Below are 24,569 nucleotides of genomic sequence, written 5' to 3' on the forward strand. Positions count from 1 at the left end.
CAGCCAACGATGACTGAGAACTACACGGCACTTTACGAAGAGCACAAGAAGCTCGGCGCCTCCTTCACGGACTTCGGCGGCTGGCAGATGCCCCTGAAGTACAGCTCCGAACTCGCCGAGCACCACGCCGTCCGCAAGTCCGCGGGCCTGTTCGACCTCTCCCACATGGGCGAAGTCTGGGTCACCGGCCCCGACGCCGCAGCCTTCCTGGACTACGCCCTCGTCGGCAAGATCTCCGCGATGGCGATCGGCAAGGCCAAGTACTCGCTGATCTGCAACGAGGACGGCGGCATCATCGACGACCTCATCACGTACCGCCGGGGCGACCAGAAGTTCCTCGTGGTCCCCAACGCCGGCAACGCCAAGGTAGTCGCCGAGGCCCTCGCCGAGCGGGCCGGATCCGGAAAAAACGGCGGATTCGACGTCACCGTCCGTGACGCGTCCGCCGAAACCTCGCTGATCGCCGTGCAGGGACCCAAGGCCCAGGAAATCCTGCTCCGCCTGGTCCCCGCCGCGCAGCACGAACTCGTCACCGACCTGAAGTACTACGCCGCAGTGGACGTCCCGTTCATGTTCGGCGGCGCCAGCCAGGACCTCCTGCTGGCCCGCACCGGCTACACCGGTGAAGACGGCTTCGAGATCTTCGTCGCGAACGACGACGCCGCCGCCCTCTGGCAGGCACTCGTCGCCATCGCCGAGGACGGCGAGCTGACCCCCGCCGGGCTCGCGTCCCGCGACTCGCTGCGCCTCGAGGCCGGCATGCCGCTCTACGGCAACGAGCTCTCGCTCGAAGGCGACCCGTTCGCCGCCGGTCTGGGCCCCGTCGTGGCGCTGTCCAAGGAAGGCGACTTCATCGGCAAGGCCGCCCTCGCCGCCAAGAAAGAAGCCGGCGCCGGCACCACCACGGGCCGCAAGCTCGTCGGGCTCAAGGGCCTCGGGCGCCGGGCCGGCCGCGGCCACTACCCGGTCCTCAAGGACGGCAACGTCGTCGGCGAAGTCACCTCCGGCCAGCCCAGCCCGAGCCTCGGTTACCCGGTCGCGATGGCCTACGTCGACGTCGAATTCACCGAACCCGGCACCGCACTGGACATCGACCTCCGCGGCAAGGCCGAGCCCTTCGAAGTGGTCGCACTGCCGTTCTACAAGCGCCAAAAGTAGCCGAAGCTGTCCCGGGGGCTGCGTGACTGTGGTTGCGTCAGCCCGTCGGACCCGGCATCCTCTGCATGCTCGGTCGCGAAGACGCCCGCTGAGCGGACGTAACGCTCCCTTAGACGCATGCTCCCGGATGTCGGGCCCGAAGGGGCCCTGCAGCTCACCTCGGGTTCAACTCACCTCGAGTTCCAAGCGTCGTTGCGGGCGCCTTCGAAAGCCAAAGGTGCTGGGGGATGAACCGCCTGCCGCGGGTTGGCTTGTCCCAACGGTGTGCCACGCAAGCTCGATCATTGGGGGTTGAGCTTGATGACACCCTTGAGGCCAAGGAGCAGCCCGGCTCTGGAAGATATCGAAAGGCCACAGTTTCTTCCGAGGAACCGTTGGCCCTGAAAACTGAACTGAATAGCGGCGGGTGAGGGGATTCCGGAAGCGTGCGTCTAAGGGAGCGTCGCGTCCGCTCAGCGGGCGCCCTCGCGACCGAGCACGCGTGGGCCCACGCCATCAGGGTTCCCTGACCGAGCTTGCGAGGTTAGGGAGATGGTGGGGAGGAATTCGCTCATCCGCCACCCAACCCGGCCACGGTCGGTAGGCATCCCAGCCACAATTGATTTAGCCCACGACTTTTCAAACGTAAAGGAAAAACACATGGCAAAAGTTGCCCCTGAACTGCAGTACTCCGACGAGCACGAGTGGGTTGCGCGGGATTCCGGCAACGCCGGATCAAACGTTGTGTCCATCGGCATCTCCGCTGTCGCCACTGATGCCCTGGGCGACATTGTGTACGTGGACCTGCCGGAGGTCGGGTCGACGGTGACCGCGGGGGAGACCTGTGGCGAGGTTGAGTCGACTAAGTCCGTTTCGGACCTGTACGCTCCGGTGACGGGCGAGGTCACCGAAATCAACGCGGCGGTCGTCGATGATCCCGCGTTGATCAACAGCGATCCGTACGGTGCCGGCTGGCTCTTCAAAGTGGCCGCCGAATCGGACGGCCCGCTGCTCTCGGCCCAGGAGTACGCGTCCAAGAACGGTGGCGAACTGTGAGCGCGGCGCAGGTAACCACGTTTGAGCAGGTTGTTTCCCCGAGTCTGGACGCGGACCTGTCGGCGCTGGATCCGGAGATCGCCGCGAGGATCGACGCCGAGCTGACCCGCCAGCGCGACGGGCTGGAGATGATCGCGTCGGAGAACCACACGGCCAGGGCGGTGATGCAGGCGCAGGGTTCGGTGCTGACGAACAAGTACGCCGAGGGTTACCCGGGCAAGCGCTATTACGGCGGCTGCGAGCACGTTGATGTGATCGAGCAGCTCGCGATTGACCGGGTCAAGGCCCTGTTCGGCGCCGGGTACGCGAACGTCCAGCCGCACTCCGGGGCGCAGGCCAACGCCTCGGTGATGCATGCCCTGATCCGGCCCGGGGACACCATCATGGGCCTGAACCTGGCGCACGGCGGGCACCTGACGCACGGCATGAGGATTAACTTCTCCGGCCGGCTCTACAACGTCATTCCGTACCAGGTCCGGGAAGAGGACCACCGGATCGACATGGCCGAGGTCGAGCGCCTGGCCCTGGAGCACAAGCCGGCGCTGATCGTGGCCGGCTGGTCGGCGTATGCCCGCCAGCTCGACTTCGCGGAGTTCCGCCGGATCGCGGACTCGGTGGGCGCCTACCTGATGGTGGACATGGCGCACTTCGCCGGGCTGGTGGCGGCCGGGCTGCACCCGTCCCCGGTGCCGCACGCGCATGTGACCACCTCCACGACGCACAAGACCCTGGCCGGTCCGCGCGGCGGCATTATCCTCTCCAACGATGCCGACATCGCCAAGAAGATCAACTCGGCGGTGTTCCCCGGCCAGCAGGGCGGCCCGCTGGAGCACGTGATCGCCGGGAAGGCCGTGGCCTTCAAGATCGCCGCGTCCGCGGAGTTCAGGGAGCGCCAGGAGCGGGTCCTGGCCGGCGCCAGGATCCTCGCCGGCCGCCTGGTCCAGCCGGACGTGACCGCGAAGGGGATCAACGTGATCTCCGGCGGCACCGACGTGCACCTGGTCCTGGTGGACCTGCGCGACTGCGAGCTCAACGGGCAGGAGGCCGAGGACCGCCTCGCGGCGATCGACATCACGGTCAACCGCAACGCGGTGCCGTTCGACCCGCGGCCGCCGATGGTGACCTCGGGGCTGCGGATCGGCACGCCCGCGCTGGCCACCCGCGGTTTCGGCGGGGCGGCTTTCGCCGAGGTTGCCGATATCATCGCTGAGGCGTTGACCGCCGACGCCGGCGCGGACCTGTCCGGTCTGCGCTCGAGGGTTCAGGCCCTCGCCGCCGCCCACCCGCTCTACCCCTCGGTTGATAACCTCGCCTAAGCGACGTATGACAGAAGTAGACGCAGTGCAGAAGTAGACGCAGTGCAGAAGTAGACGCAGTGCAGATCACGACGCCGGGCCGCCGCCACAAGCTGCCGCCCGGCGTCGTGCCTCCGGCGGCACGCACCGCCTACCGGCGGAACGCACCGCCTACCGGTGGAACGCACCGCCTACCGGCGCCCGTACCGCCTTCCGGCAGGACCCTCTGCCGGGCCACAGAAAGACCTAGTTAGGAACCGACAATGGCTGTTGGAGTCTTCGATCTCTTTTCCATCGGAATTGGGCCGTCCAGCTCGCACACCGTGGGCCCCATGCGGGCCGCCGCCGTCTTCGCCGAAGAACTCAAGTCCCTCGGCAAGCTGGCAGAGGTGGCGTCGCTGCGGGTGGACCTTTACGGCTCCCTCGCTGCCACGGGCCACGGCCACGGCACCATGACGGCCATCCTGCTCGGACTTGAAGGCTTCCATCCCGAGCAGATCCTGCCCGAGGAAGTGGAGGACCGGCTGGCCGCGATCGCCGAGACCGGCACGCTGCAGCTGGCCGGATCCGTCGCCCTGCCGTACGGGGTGAAGGACATGGTCCTGCGGCCGCTGACCATCCTGCCCCGGCACACCAACGGGTTGACGTTCACTGTCTCCGACGCCGCGGGCGAAACCCTGCACCGGGCCACGTTCTTCTCCGTGGGCGGCGGCTTCATTGTCCGCGAGGGCGAGGAGGACGCGGCGCTGAAGGAGCTCGACGAATCCAAGAAGGAACTGCCGCTGCCCTTCCGCACGGCCGCGGAACTGCTGGGCCGCTGCCAGTCCAAGGGCCTCTCGATCGGCGAGATCATGTTCGTCAACGAGCGCGCCTCCCGCACCGAGGCCGAGATCCGCGAAGGGCTGCTGCACATCTACTCCGTGATGGAGGGCTGCGTCGAGGTCAGCCTCAAACGCACCGGGCTGCTGCCGGGCGGGCTGAAGGTCCGGCGCCGCGCCCCGGACTGGCACGAGCGGCTGATGAAGGAAACCCGCGGTCAGGACCCCGACTTCCGGGACCCGAAGTACTGGCAGGAATGGGTCAACCTGATCGCCCTGGCCGTGAACGAGGAAAACGCCTCCGGCGGCCGGGTGGTCACCGCCCCCACCAACGGCGCCGCCGGCATCATCCCGGCCGTGCTCTACTACGCGCTGCATTTCGCCCCCGGCATGGACAAGGCCACCCAGGCCGACCGCGACGAGACGATCGTCAAGTTCCTGCTGACCGCCGGCGCCATCGGGGTGCTCTACAAGGAGCAGGCCTCGATCTCCGGTGCCGAGGTCGGCTGCCAGGGCGAGGTCGGCTCGGCGTCCTCGATGGCGGCCGCCGGCCTGGCCGAAGTCATGGGCGGCACCCCCCAACAGGTGGAGAACGCCGCGGAAATCGCGATGGAACACAACCTGGGCCTGACCTGCGATCCGATCGGCGGGCTCGTGCAGGTCCCGTGCATCGAACGCAACGCGATCGCCGCCGCCAAGGCCATCAACGCCGCCAAGATGGCGCTCTGGGGTGACGGCACGCACCGGGTCTCCCTGGACGAGGTCATTGTGACCATGCGCGAAACCGGCCGCGACATGAGCTCCAAGTACAAGGAAACCGCGATGGGCGGCCTCGCCGTCAACGTCGTGGAGTGCTAGGAAGCTGACCGCCGCCGGCCGGGGCTGAGTTGGCGCTGGCCGGCTGCTCCGGCTGTGCGGCCCAGCTGTGCAGGCGTTAGTTGTGCAGCGCCGCCCAGAGGTTCAGCGAGGACGCGTACACGATCCACGACAGGTAGGGCAGCATCAGCAGTCCTGCCGTCCGGCTGATCGGCCCGAAGAGCACCACCGTCACGGCCACGGCCACGGCCAAAGCCACGATGATCCCGAACGCGATCCACAGCGCCGTCGTCCCTAGAGCCGGATACAGGGCAAAGAAAACCGGCGTCCAGAGCAGGTTCAGCCCCAACTGCACGCCGTAGGCTGTCAGGGCCGCTTTGGACCCCGGGGCGCGGCTGCGCCAGACGAGCCACGCCGCAACGGCCATGGCGGCGTACAGTACCGTCCAGACGGGCCCGAAAACCCAGTTCGGCGGGGACCAAGGGGCCTTGTCGGCGGTCGCGTACCAGCCGTTGACGTGGTTGGCCGTGGCCAGGCCGCCGAGGCCCGCAACGAGCGCCGACGCGCCGAGGAACAGCAGCAGCGCGACCACCTGGGAGAAGCCGCTGCCCGCGCCCCGCGAGGAGCGGCGGCCTGGCGTCCCGGGACGTCCTTCCAGCGGTTGTTGCTGAGCCTGCATGAGACCAGCGTAACCGCCTGAACCGGCCCGGCGGCAGGGTGCGGACCGATAGACTTGGGGCTGCATGTCCGCATGCCGCCGAAGCTCGTACCGCAATGATTGGATACCGCACCCTTGCGAGAATTCACTGCCCGCTTTGCCTCTGCCGAAGAGATTGCCAACTGGGATGCCCACGTCACCGCGAACCCCAACGGCGGCAATCTCCTGCAATCGGAAGCCTTCGCCGAGGTCAAGCAGCACTTTGGCTGGAAGCCCTTGCACCTGGTGTACGAGTCTGCCGATTACACGAGCTACAACCTGGTCCTGGAGAAGTCCTTTCCGGTGCTCGGCAAGCTCTGGTACCTGATCAAGGGACCCGACGTGGCGTCCGTCGAGGACATCCCCGGGATCGTCGCGGCGAACGCGGACTTCGTCAAACGGGCCAAGCTGGGCGTGTTCGCGATCAAGATCGAACCGGACGTTGTCTTGTCCGACGACGCCGCGCGGATCCTTGAGGGGGCCGGCCTGGTCAAGACCCACAACCTGCAGCCGAACGACTCCACGGCGCTGCTCGATATTGCGCCCGAGGAAAACCAGCTGCTGCGCAACCTGCACTCCCGGGGCCGCAACGCCGTGCGCCGCGCCATCCGCGAGGGCGTGGAAGTCCACAATGTCGAGCCCACGGAAGAGAACTTCCGGGCCATGTATGCCCTGATGACCACCACGGTGGAAGCCAAGTCCCAGGTCCGGGTGCGCGAGTACGAGTACTACCGCCAGTTCTGGACCAACTTCCTGGCCCGGGACCAGGGCAGGCTGCTCTTCGTGTACGAAAACGGCGTGCCCTCGGTGGGCGCGTTCGTGATCAACTACGGCCGCAAGGGAACGTACAAGGACGGCGGCTCCCTGCAGAAACGTGGCCAGTACGGTGACTCGCACCTTGTGCAGTGGACCGCGATCAACCAGGTCAAGGACCTCGGCTGCACCGAATACGACTTCTGCGGCACGCCGCCGAGCGACAAGCTCAAGGACACGTCGAACCCGTTCCATGGGCTGGGGCTTTTCAAAACCAGCTTCAGCAAGACGGTGACCGACTTTGTCGGCTGCTATGACCAGGTCCTGAGCCCGCTGAAGTACAAGGCCTGGATGGCGGCGGGGGAGCGCGTGGCACGCCAGGTCTACACCCGGCGCACGGGCCAGCAGTTTTACTAAACCGAGCCAAAGACAATCAAGGTCAGTCAAGGACAGTGAGGAGGCCGGAATGAACAACGGAAACGACGGCCACCGCAGGCCATCCACGGACGGCCTGCCCCGGACGCAGCCAATGTCGGCCATGCAGGTTCGCCAGAACGCCGCCGCCAAGAGGATGCTGCGCCGCCTGGTCCAAGGCGAAAACCCGCCCACTGCGCCGATGAGCATTGTGGACCGGCTCGCCGGCAGCCCCTACGCCAACCCGATGATCCAGGTCGGCGGGGTGGACGCCGCTGCCCGCAAGACCATCGACTTCGCCCTGAAGCTGGCAGAGTCCATGTTCCGGTACGGGGCAGGCGCCCTGGAAGTCGAGACCAGCATCATTGCCATCACTGCCGCGCTGGGGCTCAAGAACATCGAAGTGGACATCACCAACCAGTCGGTGGCCATCAACTATGCCCCGAAGGACCAGACGCCCATCTCACTGCTGCGCGTGGTGCGGTCCTGGACCAACAACTACGCCGGCCTCTCGCAAGTGCACCAGCTGGTCACGGACATTGTGGCGGGCGGCGTCGGCCGCGAGGAAGCCGCGCGACGGCTCGATGACATCACCCGCAGCCCCAAGCCGTTCCCGCGGTGGATGGTCACGGTGGCATTCGGCGTGTTCTCCGCCGTCTTCGTCGGTGTCTTGGGCGGCGGGCCGGGCGCCTCAATCGTCGCGTTCCTCTCCAATCTGCTGGTCAGCCTGCTGGCCCGCCAGCTGGGCCGCTGGCGTACGCCGGACTTCTTCATCACTGCCTCGTGTTCGTTCCTGGTGACCATCATCGCCCTGCTCTTGTGGCGCTTCGGCACCCCGCTGGGGGTGCAGATTGCCCCCGAGATCGTGGTGGTCGGCGGGATCCTGCTGCTCCTGCCGACGGGACGCCTCGTGTCCTCGGTGCAGGATGCGATCAACGGCTTCCCGGTCACGGCGGCCGGCCGGTTTTTGTCCACCATGCTGACTTTCGGGGCGCTGGTAGCCGGCATCGCCGTCGGGTTCGTCGTGGGGGACATGACCGGCATGGATCCCATAGACGTCACCAAGACATTCCCGCCCAAGTATGACTTGTGGGTGATCGTCATCCTGATCGCCATCGCGGTGCTGATGATCGGCATTACGGAACAGACCAGCTGGAAGCTGCTGCTGCCGACGGCGGCCGTGGGCGTGGTGGGCTATCTGGTCCTCATCGGCGGCGACGCCCTGGGCATCGGGTCCCGCTTCGCCCCCGCCCTGGCCGCCGTGGTGATCGGCCTGCTGGCCCGCGTCGTGGCCCTCCGGATGGGCGCCCCGCAGCTGGTGGTGGCCGTCCCCGCAGCCCTGATTCTGCTCCCCGGGCTCACTATATTCCGGTCCATGTATGTATTGACCATCGAGGAATCGGAGATTCTCATGGGCGCCGGCGGGATGCTCAACGCCGGGGCGATCGTGCTCGGTGTCGCAGCCGGTATCGTGCTCGGCGACACTCTGGCGCGGCCCCTGACGCGGAGCCTGGCGAGCAACGAACGGCGCAGGGCCCGCCGCCGCTAGCTCTTGCGGCGTCAGACGTTGCAGCTTAGATCTTGCAGCTTAGATCTTGCCGATGGGGAGCTTCTTCTCCGCCTGGAAGTCGTCCTCCACCCGGCCCCTGGCCCAGTAGCCCGAGAGCGACACCTGGGCCCGCTCCAGCCCGCGCTGCACGTAGAAGACGTCCCGCAGGCCCTTCATGTAGCCCCGCTCGCCGTGGGCAAAGACGTGCACCTGGCCCTCGGGCCACTCGGCGTCGCGCACCGCCGTGACCAGCAGTCCGCTCTCACCGGCGGGGGCGCCGCCGCGCAGCAGCCAGCGCAGTTCGACGCCGGCCGGCCCGGCGATGTCCTGGACGTCGGCCTCGCTGTCCACTTCGAGCAGGGCCAGGCCGCGGGCATCCTCCGGCAGGGATTCGATCGCTGCGCCGATGGCCGGCAACGCTGATTCATCGCCGGCGAACAGGTACCAGTCCGCGGCCGGATCCGGGTTATACCCGCCGCCCGGGCCGGTGAAAGTCAGGCGATCGCCGGGCTGGGCCGAGGCCGCCCAGGGGCCGGCGAGGCCCTCGTCGCCGTGGATCACAAAGTCAATGGCCAGTTCCTGCGCCGCCGCGTCCACCCAGCGGACCGTGTAGGTCCGGGTGTGCGGCCACTGACTGCGCGGCATGGTTTCCCGGATGGCCCACAAGTCCAGCGGTTCCGGGTATTCGACGCCGGGTTGCGGAAACACGATCTTGACGTACCGGTCCACGTAGTCGTTGTTGACGAACCCGGCGAAGCCAGGGCCGCCGGCGATAATCCGGACCATGTGCGGGGAGAGCTGCTCCCTGCGCAGGACCGTCAGGTCGGTCTGGGGGCGCGAATTCCGGGTGGCGGTGGTGGCAGCGGGGACGGATGTCATGCAGCTAAGCCTAACCAAGAACCCCCGCCGGGAGCTTTGCGCGGAGGCCTGTTACGGCAGCGGCGGCAGTTCCCAGTCGACCGTCCCGTTGCCCTGTTCCAGCAGCAGGGCGTTGGCCCGGCTGAACGGCCGGGACCCGAAGAAGCCCCGCGAGGCCGAGAGCGGGCTGGGGTGGGCACTGGTGATCACGGCGGCGGACCCCAGCAGCGGCCGCACCGACTCGGCATCCTTCCCCCACAGGATCGCCACCAGTGGGGCATGGCCCGTACCAGAGGCGGAGGCGCGGTCGGCGACTGCCCGGATGGCCGCCGCCGTGACGGCCTCCCAGCCCTTGTTCCGGTGCGAGCCTGCCGCCCCGGCACGGACGCTGAGCACCCTGTTGAGCAGCAGTACGCCCTGCTCCGCCCAGCGGCTGAGGTCCCCGTGGACTCGCGGGGGGAAGCCGAGATCGGCCTGAAGTTCCTTGTAGATGTTTGCCAGGCTGCGGGGGATCGGCCGGGTGGCGCCGTCCACGGCGAAGGACAGCCCCACGGCGTGCCCCGGCGTCGGGTACGGGTCCTGGCCCACCACCAGCACCCGGACTCCGGCCAGCGGCTGCCGGAAAGCCCGCAGCAGGTTCGCCGGCGAGGGCAACACGCCATGCCCGGCGGCCACTTCACCCGCGACAAAGGCCAGGGCTTCGCGCAACTGCGCCTCCACCGGCGCCAGCGTCTCCGCCCAGTCCGGAGCAACCAGCGCGTCCAGCGGCCGGCGGGCCAGGTCCGCGAAGCTCAGGGCGTCGGCGGCTGCGGGCTCCAGCTCGAACAAAGCGTCGGGTTCACTGGCGGAGTCAAACTCGGAATCAAACACAGCACCCATTCTTCCCCAGCTGCCGTCCGTTTCGGCGCCAGCCCGAATGACAACCCTGTCATTCGGCCGTAGCATGGGGACTGACTTTTTACCGGATCCAGCCAGGGAGTGTGTCGTGGCCGAAACAGCGCAAGAGTACGTGCTCGCGGGGGATTCTGCTGTCTTCCCCACCGCCGGTGCGGGCCTGGACGGGGTGTCCGCGGAGTCTGCGCTGAGCGCCCGCGACCAACAGATGCTGGCCTTGGAGCGGCAATGGTGGAAGTACGCCGGGGCCAAGGAACAGGCCATCCGCGAGCTGTTCGATCTGTCCGCCACGCACTACTACCAGATCCTCAATGCCCTCATCGATACCGAGGATGCGCTGGCCCACGATCCCATGCTGGTCAAGAGATTGCGTAGACTACGTACATCACGCCAACGTGCCCGCACTGCCCGTCGTCTGGGAACAGATTCGTAAAGTCGCGTCACGAGCAGCCGGATGCGCACGTCCTGTTGCGTCCATTCCGGCCTCGGGCACCCCGTATGAAATCAGCAAGGACGTCGTTTTACCATGACCAAATACGCTCGGGATGAATTTGATCGGGTCCCGGAGACCTCTACCCGGCAGGGAGTCCACCGGGCCGTCGCAGCATCACGGCGCCGGAGCCTGGCGCCCATCTTGGCAGCCGGCTGCGTAGCCCTGGCGATCGGCCTGGTGGCCTTCCTGATCCTGCCGAAGCTCGGCTTCTCCGCAGGCCAGGCCGCGGCCGTGACTGCCGGAGACAGCGCGTCCGCCTCTGCCGGAAGCAGCGCGTCCGCCTCGAGCCCCGTGAGCCCCAGCCCCGCGCCGACGAGCCCGGAGCCGGCCGGCACGGAATCCGCCGCGGCGCCGGCGGCATCGCCTTCAGCGACGCCCAGCGCCACAGCCGCCGCCGTGGACAAGACGCAGCCGGTGACGGTCTACAACGCGACCACCACCGCTGGCCTGGCCACCCGGGTCGGCGGCACCGTCACCTCCGACGGCTGGGTCCTGGGCGAGGCAGGCAACTGGGGCGGTGTGCCGCAGCAGACGTCGGTGATCTTCTACAGCGGCGTCGAGCAGAAGGACAACGCGGAGGCACTCGGAACCCTCCTCGGCATCGACACCCTCGTGGACTCCGCTGAGTTCAACATGCCCCTTGTCGTCGTGCTCGGACCGGGCTACCAGTAGCCAAATCCGGTTACGCCTCAATAACTATTAGGCGGCGGCCCTGCCCGCCGCCGGCGTTCCTGGGGGACGCTGTGGGTACAGTATCTGCGGATTTCTCTTCGCAGTCCGCGGCGCACATCGAGGTGGGCCGCACGCAAGCTAGCTGAAAGTGTGGACACCATGGCACTGGGAACCGTCAAATGGTTCAACGCCGAAAAGGGCTACGGCTTCATCACCGTGGACGGTTCCGAGAACGACGTCTTCGTGCACTGGTCCGCGATCGTCGGGGAAGGCTACCGCGCCCTGGACGAGGGCCAGCGGGTGGAACTGGAAGTCGGCGAGGGCGAAAAGGGCCCGCAGGCTGAAAGCGTCCGGCCGGCCTAGTGGCACTGGCTGCCGTCACGAACGCCCCGCGGAACGCGGCGAGGCGCCCGGGAGGAACTTTGCCGCTGGGCCGCGCCCTGGTGGCGGCCACAGTAGCGGCCCTGGCCCTGACGGGCTGCCTGGGCCCGGCGGGCAGTGCCCGTGTGGCCAGCGCCGACGCGAGCGGTGACGGCACCCTGCGCATCGGCCTGGTCCTGGACAACACGGGCAAGCAGAACTTCCTCAACGCCTCGCAGCTCGCAGCGGCCAAACTTGCCGTCAAGGAGATCAACGCTGCCGGCGGGCACAAAGGCAAACCGGTGGAGCTGCTGCCGGAAACCATCAGCACGGACACCGCCGCCCAGGCGAAGGCGCTGGTTGCCGCCAAGGCCGACGTCGTGATCGGCCCGACCGATTCCAGCCGTGCCCCGGCCGCCGTCGACGTGCTGGCCAACGCCAAGGTAGCTGTCATCTCCCCGGCCAACACCGCCGCCGCGCTCAGCAACTACAAGAGCGGCGGCTACTATTTCCGCACCTCGGCGGCCGACATCGCCCAGGCATCCGTCCTCGCCAAGCTGGTCAAAGACGGCGGCGCCAAGACCTTGGCGGTGGTCCACGAGGAAGGCGACTACGGCAAAGACGTCGCCGCCGCCGTCGGCGGTGCGGCGAAACAGTCCGGGCTGGAAGTCGTGGCGGACGCGGAGTTCACTCCCGGACAGGCGCAGCAGGCTGCCGCCGCCGCGAGGGCCGCCAACCCCGATGCCGTCGTCCTGGTCGCGCGCGACGGCGCCCAGGGCGCCATCGCCGAGCTGAACAACGCCGGCCTCGCCGGCAAGAAACTGGTCCTCAGCGACGGAGCAGTCAACAAGTATGGCTCCGGCCTGGGCGCCCGGGCGCTTGAGGGCGCACGCGGGATCCTGCCCGGAGTGTTCCCCTCCGCCACCTTCCAGGCGGACCTCGTGGCCGTTGATCCCGGGCTGAAGGACATGGTGTTTGCCGCCGAGACGTACGACGCCGTCGTCCTGGCCGCCGTCGCCGCCGCCGAGGCAGAGGACGACGCCGGAACCTCCATCGCGGCGTCCCTCGTCGCGGTCTCCGGCGGAACCCCGGCAGCCGGCGGACCGGGCGCGGCCGGCAGCCAGCCGCCCGGCAAGTCGTGCACCAGCTACCAGGACTGCATCGGGGTCCTCCGGGCGGGGCAGCGTCCGGACTATGACGGCCAGTCCGGACGGATCAACTTTGATTCCCACGGCGACATCACCGAAGCGAACTACATGGTCTCCACCTACGGCGAGGACAACCTGCCCACGGTGAGCGGCACGGAAGCCGCGAGCAGCAGCGGCGGCTGATCGCTCGTAGCGTATTGTGCCCGCGTGGCGTGCGGTTCGGGCCGGGCACTGCTTGCACTCTCCCCGGGGGAGTGCTAATTATTGTGTTAGCACTCCAGCGCACTGACTGCTAACACGACGCCCGGTCCGTCCGGCCGCGAAGTGGGGCAGCCGGTCCAGGAGCTAAAGAAACACCTTGCTGGGGTGAGATCCCGGACCTGGCGGCATACAGAGGCCGCGGGGTAGGGATCGTCCGTCGCGGGCACCACAGCGAAGGTTCATTCTTAACGACTGTCCCGAAAGGACTACTGCCGTTATGGCCAAGATCATTGCATTTGATGAAGAGGCACGCCGCGGTCTTGAGCGGGGCCTGAACATCCTCGCCGACGCCGTCAAGGTCACCCTCGGCCCGCGGGGACGCAACGTCGTCCTCGAAAAGAAGTGGGGCGCCCCCACGATCACCAACGATGGTGTTTCCATCGCCAAGGAGATCGAGCTGGACGATCCTTACGAGAAGATCGGCGCCGAGCTGGTCAAGGAAGTTGCCAAGAAGACGGATGACGTCGCAGGCGACGGCACCACCACGGCAACCGTGCTGGCACAGGCCCTGGTCAAGGAAGGCCTGCGCAACGTCGCGGCCGGCGCTGACCCGCTGTCCCTCAAGCGCGGCATCGAGAAGGCTGTTGACGCCGTCACCGTCGAGCTCCTGGCCTCCGCCAAGGAAATCGAGACCAAGGAAGAGATCGCCGCGACCGCGTCCATCTCCGCCGGCGACAACGAGATCGGCGCCCTGATCGCCGAAGCCCTCGACAAGGTCGGCAAGGAAGGCGTCATCACGGTCGAGGAGTCGAACACGTTCGGCCTTGAGCTGGAGCTGACCGAAGGCATGCGCTTCGACAAGGGCTACATCTCCGCCTACTTCGTCACCGACGCCGAGCGCCAGGAAACGGTCCTTGAGGATCCGTACATCCTGATCGTCAACTCCAAGATCTCCAACGTCAAGGAACTGGTTGCTGTCCTGGAAAAGGTCATGCAGTCCAACAAGCCGCTGCTGATCATTGCCGAAGACATCGAGGGCGAGGCCCTGGCCACCCTGATCGTCAACAAGATCCGCGGCACCTTCAAGTCCGTCGCCGTCAAGGCTCCGGGCTTCGGCGACCGCCGCAAGGCGCAGCTGGCCGACATCGCCATCCTCACCGGTGGCCAGGTCATCTCCGAGGAAGTCGGCCTCAAGCTTGAGACCGCCGGACTCGAACTGCTTGGCAAGGCCCGCAAGGTTGTTGTCACCAAGGATGAGACCACGATCGTCGAGGGTGCAGGCGACGCCGACCAGATCGCCGGCCGCGTGTCCCAGATCCGCGCCGAGATCGAGAACTCCGATTCCGACTACGACCGCGAGAAGCTGCAGGAGCGCCTGGCCAAGCTGGCCGGCGGCGTTGCAGTCATCAAAGCCGGCGCCGCAACCGAGGTCGAGCTCAAGGAACGCAAGCACCGCATTGAGGACGCCGTCCGCAACGCCAAGGCAGCTGTCGAAGAGGGCATCGTCGCCGGCGGTGGCGTTGCCCTGATCCAGGCCGGCGCCAAGGCATTCGCGAACCTGCAGCTCTCCGGTGACGAGGCAACGGGCGCGAACATCGTCCGCGTTGCCATCGACGCCCCGCTGAAGCAGATCGCCTTCAACGCCGGCCTCGAGCCCGGCGTCGTCGTGGACAAGGTCCGCGGCCTGCCCGCAGGCCACGGCCTCAACGCCGCCACCGGCGAGTACGTCGACCTGCTGGCCGCCGGCATCAACGACCCGGTCAAGGTAACCCGCTCTGCCCTGCAGAACGCGGCTTCCATCGCCGGCCTGTTCCTCACCACCGAGGCCGTTGTAGCCGACAAGCCCGAAAAGGCTGGCGCCCCGATGGGCGGCGGCGACGACATGGGCGGCATGGGCGGCATGGGCGGTTTCTAACCACCCGCGCCAGCCATCACCGGCTGTTCGACGACGGCGGTCCCACCTTCGGGTGGGGCCGCCGTTGCCCGTTAAGCGCGGTCCCCGTCCAAGGGAGCGTCGGTGGGCGTCGGCGGGTTCTGGCAGGATAGGTCAGTGACGATTACAGCAGCGGCCGACGGTTCGGCCTTAGGAAATCCTGGCCCGGCCGGCTGGGCCTGGTACGTAAACGACGACTGCTGGCGGGCCGGCGGATGGCCCCACGGCACGAACAACCAGGGCGAACTGATGGCGGTGCTGGACCTGTTCCGGGCAACGGCGCACATGCCCGGGGAAGACCTGCTGATCCTCTGCGACAGCCAGTACGTCATCAACGCCGTGACCAAATGGATGCCCGGCTGGAAACGCAAGGGCTGGCGCAAAGCCGACGGCAAACCGGTGCTGAACGTGGACCTCCTCAAGGACATCGACCAGGCGCTCGTGGGCCGCAAGTACACCTTCGAGTGGGTGCGGGGCCACGCGGGCCACGAGCTCAACGAGGCGGCAGACGTCCGCGCCCGGGCAGCGGCCACGGCGTACCAGCAGGGCGTGGCCGTCCGCCAGGGCCCCGGGTTCGGGCCGCAGCAGGGCGGGACACAGCCGGCAGGCCAGCCGGCCTCCACGGAGCCGCCGGCAGCCCAGCCGGCCGCACCGGCCGCGCAGGCCGCCAAGACCCCCGCACCACAGCCCGCCGCCCCGCAGGCCGCGACCCGGCCGCAGGCAGCCCCGGCGCCTTCCGGCCAGCAGGAACTCTTTGGCGCGCCAGGGACCTACGACGAGCCGGACCTCTTCAGCGAACTCGAAGAAGAACCTGCCGTGGACCTGGCGGAGGCCAGCGCCGAAGCCGTCGTCGAGTCCCTCGAACGGGAACTGCTCCGCCCCGAAACCCGGGCGGACCTGGGCCGCACGGGCGTCCTGCTCCATCCGGACTTCACCGAAATCGGCAGCTCCGGCCGGATCTGGACCCGCGACGCCATGATGATGTCACTCGAGGACAACCCGGGCGGAGCCGGGGAGCTGGAGCTGCTGGGCGCGGACCGGCTGGGTGAGAAGACCATGCTCTTGACCTACCGCAGCCACACGCGCGAGGGATCAGCCCTGCGCAGCTCCCTGTGGGTCCTTGAAGGCGCCCAATGGCGTCTGCGCTTCCACCAGGGCACACCCGAGGCCTGAGGGCGCGTGCGGCTCACGTGAAGCGCTGCGCGTTGCCCAGTTCCGCCTGCGCATAGGTGGCGGCAGCGGAATTCAGTGCGAGGTTGATGGACGCCAGGGAAGCCTCGACCCTGCCCTGGGTCAGCGTCCACTCGGCCACCAGGGTTTGGAAATTGGTCGCCGCGGAGCCCCGCCAGCTGCCCTGGAGCTCGTCCAGCCCCCGTTTCATGGCGTGGACGTCCGCGCTGATCCGCTCCACCGTGGCCTGCACGTTGGCGGACTTCAGCTGGAGGAGTTCCGTATCGACGGAGATGATGCTCATGGAAATGCCTCTCGAAATGTTCGGGAGGCGGCCGCGGCCCGGCGGAGCACGGTGACCGTCAGCGGTGGGCCTGCGGTGAGGGCTGGCGGGGAGCGGCTGCCTCGTCCGGATCTTCCGGACACCTCGAGCGTAGGCGGGCGGCGCGCCGGCCGGACACCGCCGTCGGCTCCTATGTGGATAAGTCTGCTGTGGACCGTTCCGTGGCGTTTTCGTCCAGGAACGGGATGCTGACCACCAGCGTGGCACCGCCGCCGTCGGTCTTCCCGACCCGCACGGAACCGGAATGCGAGCCGACGATGGCGGCCACGATCGCCAGGCCAAGTCCGCTGCCGCCGGTCTCCCTGGTCCGGGAGGTGTCGGCCCGGTAGAAGCGCTCGAAAATCCTGGCCGCCTCATCATCCGGGACGCCCGGCCCGTGGTCCCGGACCTCGATCACGGACTGCCGTGTTCCGTCCGGTGCGGTCCGGACCCCGACGCCAATTTCGACCGGGGTGCCCTCCGGCGTGTAGCGCAGGGCATTGCCGACCAGGTTGCTGACCACCTGGCGCAGTTTGGCTTCGTCGCCCAGCACCGGGGCGGCGGCGGGGGCCGCGCCGTCAAGTCCGGTGAGGGTGATGGTGCGGCTGCGGTCGCTGGCCTGGGTGTCCACCACGGCGTCGTTGGCCAGCAGCAGCAGGTCTGCGGGTTTTTGCTGCAGCGGGCGCTGTTCATCGATCCTGGCCAGCAGCAGCAGGTCTTCCACCATGGCACCCATGCGTTTGGCTTCGCTTTCGATCCGCCCCATCGCAGTGGCCACGTCTTCCGGAGTGGACAGCGCCCCATGCCGGTACAGCTCGGAGAACCCGCGGATGGTCACCAGCGGGGTGCGCAGTTCGTGCGAGGCGTCGGCGGCGAAGCGCCGCATCCGCGCCTCGGACGCCATCCGGGCGGCGAAGGCGGTCTCAATGTGCGCGAGCATGGCGTTGAGCGAGCTCCCGAGCCGGCCCACTTCCGTGCCCGGGTTCTCCACTTCCACTCGCTGGGACAGGTCTCCGGCGGCGATCGCGGCGGCCGTCTTCTCCACCCGCGCCAGCGGCCGGAAGGACCGCGAGACGGTCCACGTGGCGATGAAGAACGCCAGTACGAGCGTCAGCAGGCCCACGCCCACCACCACCAGGGCCGCATGTTCCATCACCGAGTCCACGGGGTCCAGCGGCAGCCCGATCACGACGACGGCGCCGCGGTTGTTGTTGTCCACCACGCTGACGGCCACGACCCGCCAGTTGCCGCCCTCGGATCCGCGGACCTGGAAGGGCATCTGCTGGCGTTCCCGGGCCTCGACCGAGGAAAAGGTGCTGATGGCGGGGTGGGATTCCTTGTCGCCCCCGAATGTGTAGGGCGGAAGACCGGGGCTGAAGAGCATCAGCGAGTAGTCGGTGGGGACGGTGGAGTTGGTCTCCTGCAGCTGGCTGAAAGACTGCTGCTGGCGCGCGGATTCGACGGCGGCCCGGAGCTTGTCATCCACCTGGCCCTGCAGGAAGCTGTGCAGCAGCGTCAGTGTGCCCGCCCCGGTGGCCGTGAGGGCCACCAGCATGAGTGCCATCATGATGGCCACGAGCTGAGAGCGCAGCGACGCCGATTTCCAGCGGTACAGCAAGGTCAGCGCTTCTCGGCAGTCCGCAGAACGTAGCCGACGCCGCGCTTGGTCTGGATCAGTGCCGGGGCGTCGGGATCGATATCCACCTTGCGGCGCAGGTAGGAGATGTAGGACTCCACGATCGAGGCGTCACCGTTGAAGTCGTACTCCCACACATGGTCGAGGATCTGGGCCTTGGACAGGACCCGGTTCGGATTGAGCATGAGGTAGCGCAGGAGCTTGAATTCCGTGGGCGAGAGCTCGATCACGGTGCCGCCGCGGCGGACTTCGTGGGCGTCGTCGTCGAGCTGGAGGTCATCGACCCGGATCACGGCGTCGTCGTCGACCTGGGGCTGCGTGCGCCGGAGTACGGCGCGGATGCGGGCCACCACCTCGTCGAGGCTGAAGGGCTTGGTGACGTAATCGTCTCCGCCCACGGTCAAGCCGGTGACTTTGTCTTCGGTGTCGTCCTTGGCCGTGAGGAACAGGACGGGGAAGTGCTTGCCGGCGGCGCGCAGGCGGCGGGTGACGGTGAAGCCGTCCATGTCCGGCAGCATGACGTCCAGCACCGCCAGATCGGGGGAGTGCAACTCAGCAGCAGCCAGTGCCTCGCGTCCGCTGCCGGCCGAGACGACTTCGAAACCAGCAAAGCGCAGGGACGTGGAGAGCAGCTCGCGGATGTTCGGTTCGTCATCGACGACGAGCAGCTTGGCTTCGGGACCGTTCTTCTTCATGTTCCCATGATGCTCCCAGACTCTGGGAGTTTTCTGAATGGACGTTGTGTGTTGCATGGCCGCGCCCCGCACCCGCTAGCCCGCGGTGCCGACGTCCTTGGCGTCCATGATCCGGTAGGCGTAGCCCTGCTCGGCGAGGAACCGCTGCCGCTTCGCGGCGAAATCCTGGTCCAGGGTGTCCCGGGCCACGAGCGAGTAGAACCGGGCGGAGCGGCCGTCCTTCTTCGGGCGCAGCAGCCGGCCCAGGCGCTGGGCTTCCTCCTGGCGGGAACCGAACGAACCGGAGACCTGGATCGCGACCGACGCCTCGGGCAGGTCGATGGAGAAGTTGGCGACCTTGGAAACCACCAGGGTCTGCACCTCGCCGGCTCGGAAGGCGTCGAAGAGCCGCTGGCGTTCCTTCACCGACGTGTCGCCCTTGATCACCGGCGCGCCCAGGCGCTCGCCGATCTCGTCGAGCTGGTCGATGTACTGCCCGATCACCAGGAGCTGCTCCCCGGCATGTTCGGCGACGAGTTCTTCGACCACCCGGGTCTTCGTCTCGGAGGTGGCGCACAGGCGGTATTTGTCGGCGTCCTCCGCCATGGCATAGGCCACCCGCTCGTCCCGAGGCAGGTCCACCCGGACTTCCACGCAATCGGCCGGGGCGATGTAGCCCTGGGCCTCGATGTCCTTCCACGGCGCGTCGTAGCGTTTCGGACCGATCAGGCTGAAGACTTCGCCCTCCCGGCCGTCCTCGCGCACCAACGTGGCGGTCAGCCCGAGCCGGCGGCGGGCCTGCAGGTCTGCCGTCATCCGGAAGATCGGCGCGGGCAGCAGGTGGACCTCGTCGTAGATGATCAGGCCCCAATCGTTGCCGTCCACGAGCTCCAGGTGCGGGTACAGCCCGCCGCGCTTCGTGGTCAGGACCTGGTAGGTGGCGATCGTGACCGGCCGGACTTCCTTGACGGAGCCGGAGTACTCGCCGATCTCTTCCTCGGTCAGCGACGTGCGTTTGAGCAGCTCGTCCTTCCACTGCCGCGCGGCGACGGTGTTGGTCACCAGGATCAGCGTGGTGGTGGAGCTGGTGGCCATGGCGGCCGCCCCGACCAGCGTCTTGCCGGCACCGCAGGGAAGGACGACGACGCCGCTGCCGCCGGCCCAGAAGTTCTCCGCGGCCAGTTGCTGGTAGGGCCGCAGCTTCCAGCCGGATTCGTTGAGCATGATGGGGTGGGGGGTGCCGTCCACGTAGCCGGCCAGGTCCTCGGCCGGCCAGCCCAGCTTGAGCAGCAGCTGCTTGAGCTGCCCGCGCTGGGAGGAATGCACCACCACCGTTTCGCCGTCGATCCGTGGCCCGAGCAGCGGGGCGATCTTCTTGGCGCGGCTGACTTCTTCGAGCACCGGGTAGTCGGAGGTGCGCATGACCAGGCCGTGCTGCGGGTCCTTCTCCAGCCGGAGCCGGCCGTACCGGGACATGGTCTCTTCGATGTCGATCAGCAGGGAGTGGGGCACGGGGAACCGGGAGTACGTGAGCAGGGTGTCCAGCACCTTTTCGGCGTCCAGCCCGGCCGCCCGGGCATTCCAGAGCCCCAGCGGCGTCAACCGGTAGCTGTGCACATGCTCGGGGGCCCGTTCCAGTTCGGCGAACGCCGCGATGGCGTGCCGGGCCTCCGTTGCGAGTTCGTGGTCGACCTCCAGCAGGATGGTCTTGTCACTCTGGACGATCAGGGGCCCGTCATTCACTGGAACAATTCCTCTGTAGCTTCAACGTCGATAATCCGGTGGATGGACAGGACCCGCTCGATCTCCTTGTCCGGATCGAACACCCGCACCCGCCCGCCATTCACTGCTACCGGAACAACGGTCTCGCGGGTGGCATTCCCCATGCTGTCCACGACGTTCATGATGACCCGCTGCCTGAGGCGGATCGCCTTCAGCAGGGTTTCGAGCCCCAGCTGGGTCGCCTCCTCGCTGCCCGGGGCCGCCGGCGGGTTGGCGCCGGAGCCGGGCGCCCGGGACCCGTTGGCGCGCAGCACGGCCAGTTGGGCCTCGATGTCGGCCTCCGGCGGGGCGGTCCGCGGGGCGGTGTAGACCGGCCGGCCGCTGCCGGGCGCAGGGGTGCTGCGGCGCAGCCGGACGACGGCGGAGGCAGCTTCCTCAAGGACGGGGGCGAGGCCCAGGCCCCGGAGGACCTGGGCGGTTTCCCGGGGCGCGGCGTGGGAGACGACCACGGTGGGCGCGATGCGCACCAGCCCGAGGCCGGCGGCGGCCGGGGCGTTGAGCAGCTCCAGCAGGGCGGCCTCGTCCTCGCTCTGGACGAAGCTGGCAGCGGCCCCCACCCGGAGCCGGGAATGGCGCGCGGCGGTGTCTTCGATGAGGTACTGGAGGGGCTGCGGGATGGCGGTGGCCGAATGCTGGCGCAGGAAGTCCAGCATCGCCGCGGCGTCCTGGCCGGCGTCGAGGGCCCGGCGCACGGAGGTGACGGAGAAACGGTAAATGGTGGCCGGTCCCTGCCCTTCGGCCGCGGCCATGGTCAGGAGCCGTTCGCTCAGTTCGGGGTCGAGGTAGCCCGGCGCCACCGCCGTCAGGTCCGCCTGCAGCAACACATGCTGCAGGGCCGCGGGCAGGTGTTCGCCCAGGATCCCCAGGGCATCATCCGGCTGCTCGGCGGCGATTGCGGCGCCCAGCTGGCTGAGCGCCCCGGAGCCGATGAGGCCGAGCATCTCGGCCTCAGCGAGGATGCCGCGGATCAGCGAGCTGAAGCGCCTGGCCATCCGGGGCTGCGTCCACTCGGCACGCTCCAGCACTGCGGCGGCATCGAGGACGGGGGCCTGCCCGTCGGGCGCCGCGGCCTCGAGGGTGAGTTCGTGCAGAATTTCCAGGACCCGTTTGCGGACCACCGGGGCGTCCGGCCGCTGCGCCTCGGCAGAGAGCGCATTGATGGTGGTCCCGGCCGGGCCCCGGTGCCCGGCCGGGCCCGGCGCGGCAGCATTCACCGGCTGGCCCACGAGGGACGGCGCGCGCTCGCTGGCCAGCCAGGCGTTGACCAGCCACAGCCATTGCTCCTGGCGCGGCAGCGACAGCCACTCCAGCTGCGGCGGCTGCACCCACGCAGAACTGTCGACGTCCAGCCGCAGCAGACCCGCCATTCCGCAGAGCTCCGCGAGGACGCCCGTCTCGTGCACGTCTATCCGCAGCGAATCCGCCAGCCGCTTCATCTCCCGGACCCCGACGCCCCCGCTGCGCAGCGTCGCCAGCGGCTGTTCGCGCACGGTGTAGAGCACTTCGCCCACGAGCCGCAGCGTCTCGGCGATAGCACCCAACGCGGCGTTCCGGCGCAGCCCCGCGCTTGTGTGGCCCAGCCGGGGGACGGGCGGCGCGAGCGAAAAGTTCTCGATGACATACCCGCCGCGCAGCGACACCCCGACGCTGTGCGGCAGTTCGACGTGGGCGGCGTCCAGCGGCACCAGCAGCCCGCGCGCCAGCAGCCAGTCCACGGGGCCGACGTCGGCGCTTTCGTGCAGCACGGACGCCCGGCGCTGCGCCTGCGGAACGGCGCCCATGGCCCAGTTCCCGAAGCGGGCCAGAAGGGCTGCGGTCCGATCCGGTGCGGTGGCCAGGATTTGCTGGAGCGATTCCGGTGTTGCCGTCCAGTGCTGCAGGGACAGGGCGGCTTCCATCGGCGTCGTGGCGGGGGAGATGGTCGCCCCGCCGCGGTGCAGTTCCCCCACCAGCTGCACCACGCGCTGCGCAAAAGCCGGCTGGAGCCGCACAAGTTCGGTGTAGCTGCGGCCCAGCCCCGCAGGGTAAATGCCGATCACGTCCTTGAGGCTGCCGACCGGAAGGTAGTGGCGCTGCTTGGCGGCGGCGGGAGTCGCGCCGTGCGGCGGATCGGCGCGGTGGACGAGGGCCAGTTCCTGCAGGGAATGGAGGATCCGGTCGACGGCGGCAACCGAGGAGCCGTTGATCAGTTTCTTCAGCATCGCCGCCGACGCGCTGTGCCCGGTATCGGCGTTGGTGCACAGGTGCAGGGTTTCCAAGACCTGCATCTGCGGGCGGTTGAGCCGTTCGAGTGCCCGCTGCACGCTGACACGTCCGCTGGCACGGGCGGCGAGGGCGGCGAAGTCCGGAACGCCCGGAGAAATCAGGTCCGGCCGCGCGGAGAACAGGGCCCGCAACGATTCGTCGCTTCGTGCCTGAAGTTCCTTGCTGAGCGCGCGGATGAGGGACATCGCTCCAACGTTACCTTTCGCCGGGCCCGCGCGGGCGGCGACGTGCTGCCACCGCGTCTACAACGAGCGCCAGCATGAGCAGGAAGGCCACCGGGAGGCCGTAGAGGGCCGTCGAAGTAATCCAGGCGGGCGCCACGGCATTGTTGAAGGCCATGGCCATGACAGCGGCGACGGCAACCAGGGACAGCACAGCAAGGGTGGCCGCTGCGATCATCAGGGGCCGCCGGTAACGCGTCAGTGTCATGTGGGCAACGCTAACAGTCCGGCATCGCCCGCGCCTCAAGCCGCTAAAGTGAACCAGGCAGGATAACCTTGAAAGATACAGACCAACACGGTCCGGGCAGTCATACCCTGAACCCGCGTATCCATGCGGATGCGGTGACCGCCGGCCGTGTCCCCGCAGAACGAAGAAGGTTGATTACGTGCCTACCGGCAAGGTCAAGTGGTATGACAAGGAAAAAGGCTTCGGATTCCTCGCGGGCGAGGACGGCCAGGAAGTCTTCCTGCCCAAGTCCGCGCTGCCCGAAGGCATCACGGAGCTCAAGGCCGGCACGCGTGTTGAATTTGGTGTAGCCGACGGGCGCAAGGGTGCCCAGGCGCTGGGCCTGCGCGTGCTGGACAAGACGCCGTCCATCGCCAAGGCAAAGCGGCCCAGTGCCCGGGACCTTGCCCCGCTGGTCCAGGACCTCGTCAGCGTGCTGGACAACCTCTCAGGGACCCTGTCTGCGGGCAAGTACCCGGAAGGCAACAAGGGCAAGGCGATCGCAGCGGCCCTCCGTAAGGTTGCCGACGAGCTGGACGTATAAGGCTTTTGATGACTCAGGAACCTGATCAGTTGCCGGCGCCGGATGCCGGATCCACAGCGCCCGCCGGGGCCAAAGCAACCGGCCCCAAGCAGGGAATCCGCCCGCGCGCCGGCGTGCCCGTCTGGCGCACCGGCAAGCCTGACGCTTTCCTGGCCGCCGCCGTCGACGTCGCCCGCGCCGCGGTGGAGGGCATTGCCCCCGCCGAGCAGATCGGCGAGCACATCGGTGCCCGCAGCGAGGGCGACCGCCTGGTGACCCACCTCTTCGAATCCAGGCTGCCCGGCTACGGCGGCTGGCAGTGGTACGCCGTGCTGACCCGCAACTCGCGGTCCAAGGTGGTCACGGTGGACGAACTCGGTCTCCTGCCCTCCGAGGACTCCATCCTGGCGCCGGCCTGGGTTCCCTGGGCCGAGCGGGTCCGCCCGGAAGACGCGCAGGCTGACGAGGCCGAGACGCCGTCCGGTTCCGAGGCGCCGTCGCAGGTGTCCGACGCCGACCAGCCGGATGCTGCCGACGCCGACGCCGACGCAGCTGCGATGAACGACGACGACGCCAACGACGACGAACCGAACGACGACGAGCGGGAACGCTCCGCGGGCGAGGCCGACTAGCGGTTGGAAGCGTCCGGGAGAGTG

23 protein-coding genes are annotated in these 24,569 nt (G+C 68.1%); 14 read left to right on the forward strand and 9 right to left on the reverse strand.

Translation table 11 applies throughout. From position 1 onward, the window contains the following. The first annotated feature begins 9 nt into the window (after positions 1-9). The 4 genes from gcvT (at position 10) to ABH915_RS04730 (ending at position 5,164) form a co-directional block, all read left to right on the forward strand. Positions 10-1,158, forward strand: coding sequence for a glycine cleavage system aminomethyltransferase GcvT (gcvT, locus tag ABH915_RS04715; protein ID WP_370118327.1), 1,149 nt, complete (start codon positions 10-12; stop codon positions 1,156-1,158). 639 nt (positions 1,159-1,797) lie between these two features. Next, the gene (gene gcvH / locus ABH915_RS04720; protein ID WP_370118330.1) at positions 1,798-2,193 is read left to right on the forward strand and encodes a glycine cleavage system protein GcvH; all 396 of its coding nucleotides are present in this window, start codon (positions 1,798-1,800) and stop codon (positions 2,191-2,193) included. Continuing rightward, positions 2,190-3,509: a serine hydroxymethyltransferase gene (gene glyA, locus ABH915_RS04725; protein WP_370118333.1), complete on the forward strand. Its 1,320-nt coding sequence runs from the start codon at positions 2,190-2,192 to the stop codon at positions 3,507-3,509. Before gcvH ends, glyA begins: the two co-directional genes overlap by 4 nt. A 242-nt stretch (positions 3,510-3,751) precedes the next feature. Further along, complete coding sequence (locus ABH915_RS04730) at positions 3,752-5,164, forward strand: L-serine ammonia-lyase (RefSeq protein ID WP_370118336.1); 1,413 nt, start codon at positions 3,752-3,754, stop codon at positions 5,162-5,164. 76 nt (positions 5,165-5,240) lie between these two features. Here the strand turns inward: ABH915_RS04730 and ABH915_RS04735 are convergent, their stop codons facing one another. Beyond that, a complete protein-coding gene (locus ABH915_RS04735) occupies positions 5,241-5,801 on the reverse strand; it encodes a TspO/MBR family protein (RefSeq protein WP_370118339.1) in 561 nt (186 codons plus the stop codon). 114 nt (positions 5,802-5,915) lie between these two features. On the opposite strand from ABH915_RS04735, the gene ABH915_RS04740 reads away from it, so the two are divergent. After that, entirely contained in the window at positions 5,916-6,989 is a 1,074-nt protein-coding gene (locus tag ABH915_RS04740) for a lipid II:glycine glycyltransferase FemX (protein WP_370118342.1), read from the forward strand. 49 nt (positions 6,990-7,038) lie between these two features. Next, positions 7,039-8,535 (forward strand): threonine/serine exporter ThrE family protein, encoded by a 1,497-nt coding sequence (locus ABH915_RS04745; protein ID WP_370118345.1) that lies wholly within the window; start codon positions 7,039-7,041, stop codon positions 8,533-8,535. Positions 8,536-8,574: 39 nt separating this feature from the next. Here ABH915_RS04745 and ABH915_RS04750 read toward each other — a convergent pair whose 3' ends face one another. Together ABH915_RS04750 and ABH915_RS04755 are read right to left on the reverse strand one after the other, a co-directional pair. Then, complete coding sequence (locus ABH915_RS04750; protein WP_370118348.1) at positions 8,575-9,414, reverse strand: siderophore-interacting protein; 840 nt, start codon at positions 9,412-9,414, stop codon at positions 8,575-8,577. A gap of 51 nt (positions 9,415-9,465) precedes the next feature. Then, positions 9,466-10,272 carry a uracil-DNA glycosylase gene (locus ABH915_RS04755; RefSeq protein ID WP_370118351.1) on the reverse strand — a complete coding sequence of 269 codons (807 nt, stop codon included), beginning with the start codon at positions 10,270-10,272 and terminating at the stop codon, positions 9,466-9,468. Between the two features lie 106 nt (positions 10,273-10,378). Here ABH915_RS04755 and ABH915_RS04760 point away from each other — a divergent pair, with 106 nt between their 5' ends. From ABH915_RS04760 to ABH915_RS04785, 6 genes are all read left to right on the forward strand, one after another. Further along, the gene (locus ABH915_RS04760) at positions 10,379-10,720 is read left to right on the forward strand and encodes a DUF3263 domain-containing protein (RefSeq protein WP_018775778.1); all 342 of its coding nucleotides are present in this window, start codon (positions 10,379-10,381) and stop codon (positions 10,718-10,720) included. Positions 10,721-10,813: 93 nt separating this feature from the next. Beyond that, the gene (locus tag ABH915_RS04765) at positions 10,814-11,452 is read left to right on the forward strand and encodes a LytR C-terminal domain-containing protein (protein WP_026266833.1); all 639 of its coding nucleotides are present in this window, start codon (positions 10,814-10,816) and stop codon (positions 11,450-11,452) included. Between the two features lie 159 nt (positions 11,453-11,611). Continuing rightward, positions 11,612-11,815 carry a cold-shock protein gene (locus ABH915_RS04770; protein WP_026266832.1) on the forward strand — a complete coding sequence of 68 codons (204 nt, stop codon included), beginning with the start codon at positions 11,612-11,614 and terminating at the stop codon, positions 11,813-11,815. A gap of 59 nt (positions 11,816-11,874) precedes the next feature. Next, entirely contained in the window at positions 11,875-13,143 is a 1,269-nt protein-coding gene (locus ABH915_RS04775) for an ABC transporter substrate-binding protein (protein ID WP_370124935.1), read from the forward strand. Between the two features lie 295 nt (positions 13,144-13,438). Continuing rightward, positions 13,439-15,076, forward strand: a complete 1,638-nt coding sequence (gene groL, locus ABH915_RS04780) for a chaperonin GroEL (RefSeq protein ID WP_018775774.1) — start codon at positions 13,439-13,441, stop codon at positions 15,074-15,076. 135 nt (positions 15,077-15,211) lie between these two features. Continuing rightward, entirely contained in the window at positions 15,212-16,267 is a 1,056-nt protein-coding gene (locus tag ABH915_RS04785; protein ID WP_370118357.1) for an RNase H family protein, read from the forward strand. Between the two features lie 13 nt (positions 16,268-16,280). On the opposite strand, the gene ABH915_RS04790 is transcribed toward ABH915_RS04785, so the two are convergent. The 6 genes from ABH915_RS04790 to ABH915_RS04815 all read right to left on the reverse strand — a co-directional run bounded on the left by ABH915_RS04790 (position 16,281) and on the right by ABH915_RS04815 (position 23,372). Then, positions 16,281-16,568 carry a WXG100 family type VII secretion target gene (locus ABH915_RS04790; RefSeq protein WP_026538909.1) on the reverse strand — a complete coding sequence of 96 codons (288 nt, stop codon included), beginning with the start codon at positions 16,566-16,568 and terminating at the stop codon, positions 16,281-16,283. 169 nt (positions 16,569-16,737) lie between these two features. Then, complete coding sequence (locus ABH915_RS04795) at positions 16,738-18,204, reverse strand: ATP-binding protein (RefSeq protein ID WP_370118361.1); 1,467 nt, start codon at positions 18,202-18,204, stop codon at positions 16,738-16,740. A gap of 2 nt (positions 18,205-18,206) precedes the next feature. Next, complete coding sequence (locus ABH915_RS04800) at positions 18,207-18,917, reverse strand: response regulator transcription factor (protein WP_018775770.1); 711 nt, start codon at positions 18,915-18,917, stop codon at positions 18,207-18,209. Positions 18,918-18,992: 75 nt separating this feature from the next. Then, positions 18,993-20,639, reverse strand: a complete 1,647-nt coding sequence (locus ABH915_RS04805; RefSeq protein WP_026538907.1) for a DNA repair helicase XPB — start codon at positions 20,637-20,639, stop codon at positions 18,993-18,995. Further along, a complete protein-coding gene (locus tag ABH915_RS04810) occupies positions 20,636-23,128 on the reverse strand; it encodes a helicase-associated domain-containing protein (RefSeq protein ID WP_370118366.1) in 2,493 nt (830 codons plus the stop codon). The genes ABH915_RS04805 and ABH915_RS04810 overlap by 4 nt, the downstream gene beginning before the upstream one ends. Positions 23,129-23,138: 10 nt before the next feature. Beyond that, entirely contained in the window at positions 23,139-23,372 is a 234-nt protein-coding gene (locus tag ABH915_RS04815; RefSeq protein WP_026538905.1) for a hypothetical protein, read from the reverse strand. A 178-nt stretch (positions 23,373-23,550) separates the two neighbouring features. On the opposite strand from ABH915_RS04815, the gene ABH915_RS04820 reads away from it, so the two are divergent. Then, positions 23,551-23,934, forward strand: a complete 384-nt coding sequence (locus ABH915_RS04820) for a cold-shock protein (RefSeq protein WP_018776003.1) — start codon at positions 23,551-23,553, stop codon at positions 23,932-23,934. An 8-nt stretch (positions 23,935-23,942) separates the two neighbouring features. Further along, positions 23,943-24,545 (forward strand): DUF3027 domain-containing protein, encoded by a 603-nt coding sequence (locus ABH915_RS04825; protein WP_370118371.1) that lies wholly within the window; start codon positions 23,943-23,945, stop codon positions 24,543-24,545. Positions 24,546-24,569 lie beyond the last annotated feature (24 nt).

This window comes from Arthrobacter sp. MW3 TE3886, assembly GCF_041262145.1.
Lineage (GTDB): Bacteria > Actinomycetota > Actinomycetes > Actinomycetales > Micrococcaceae > Arthrobacter.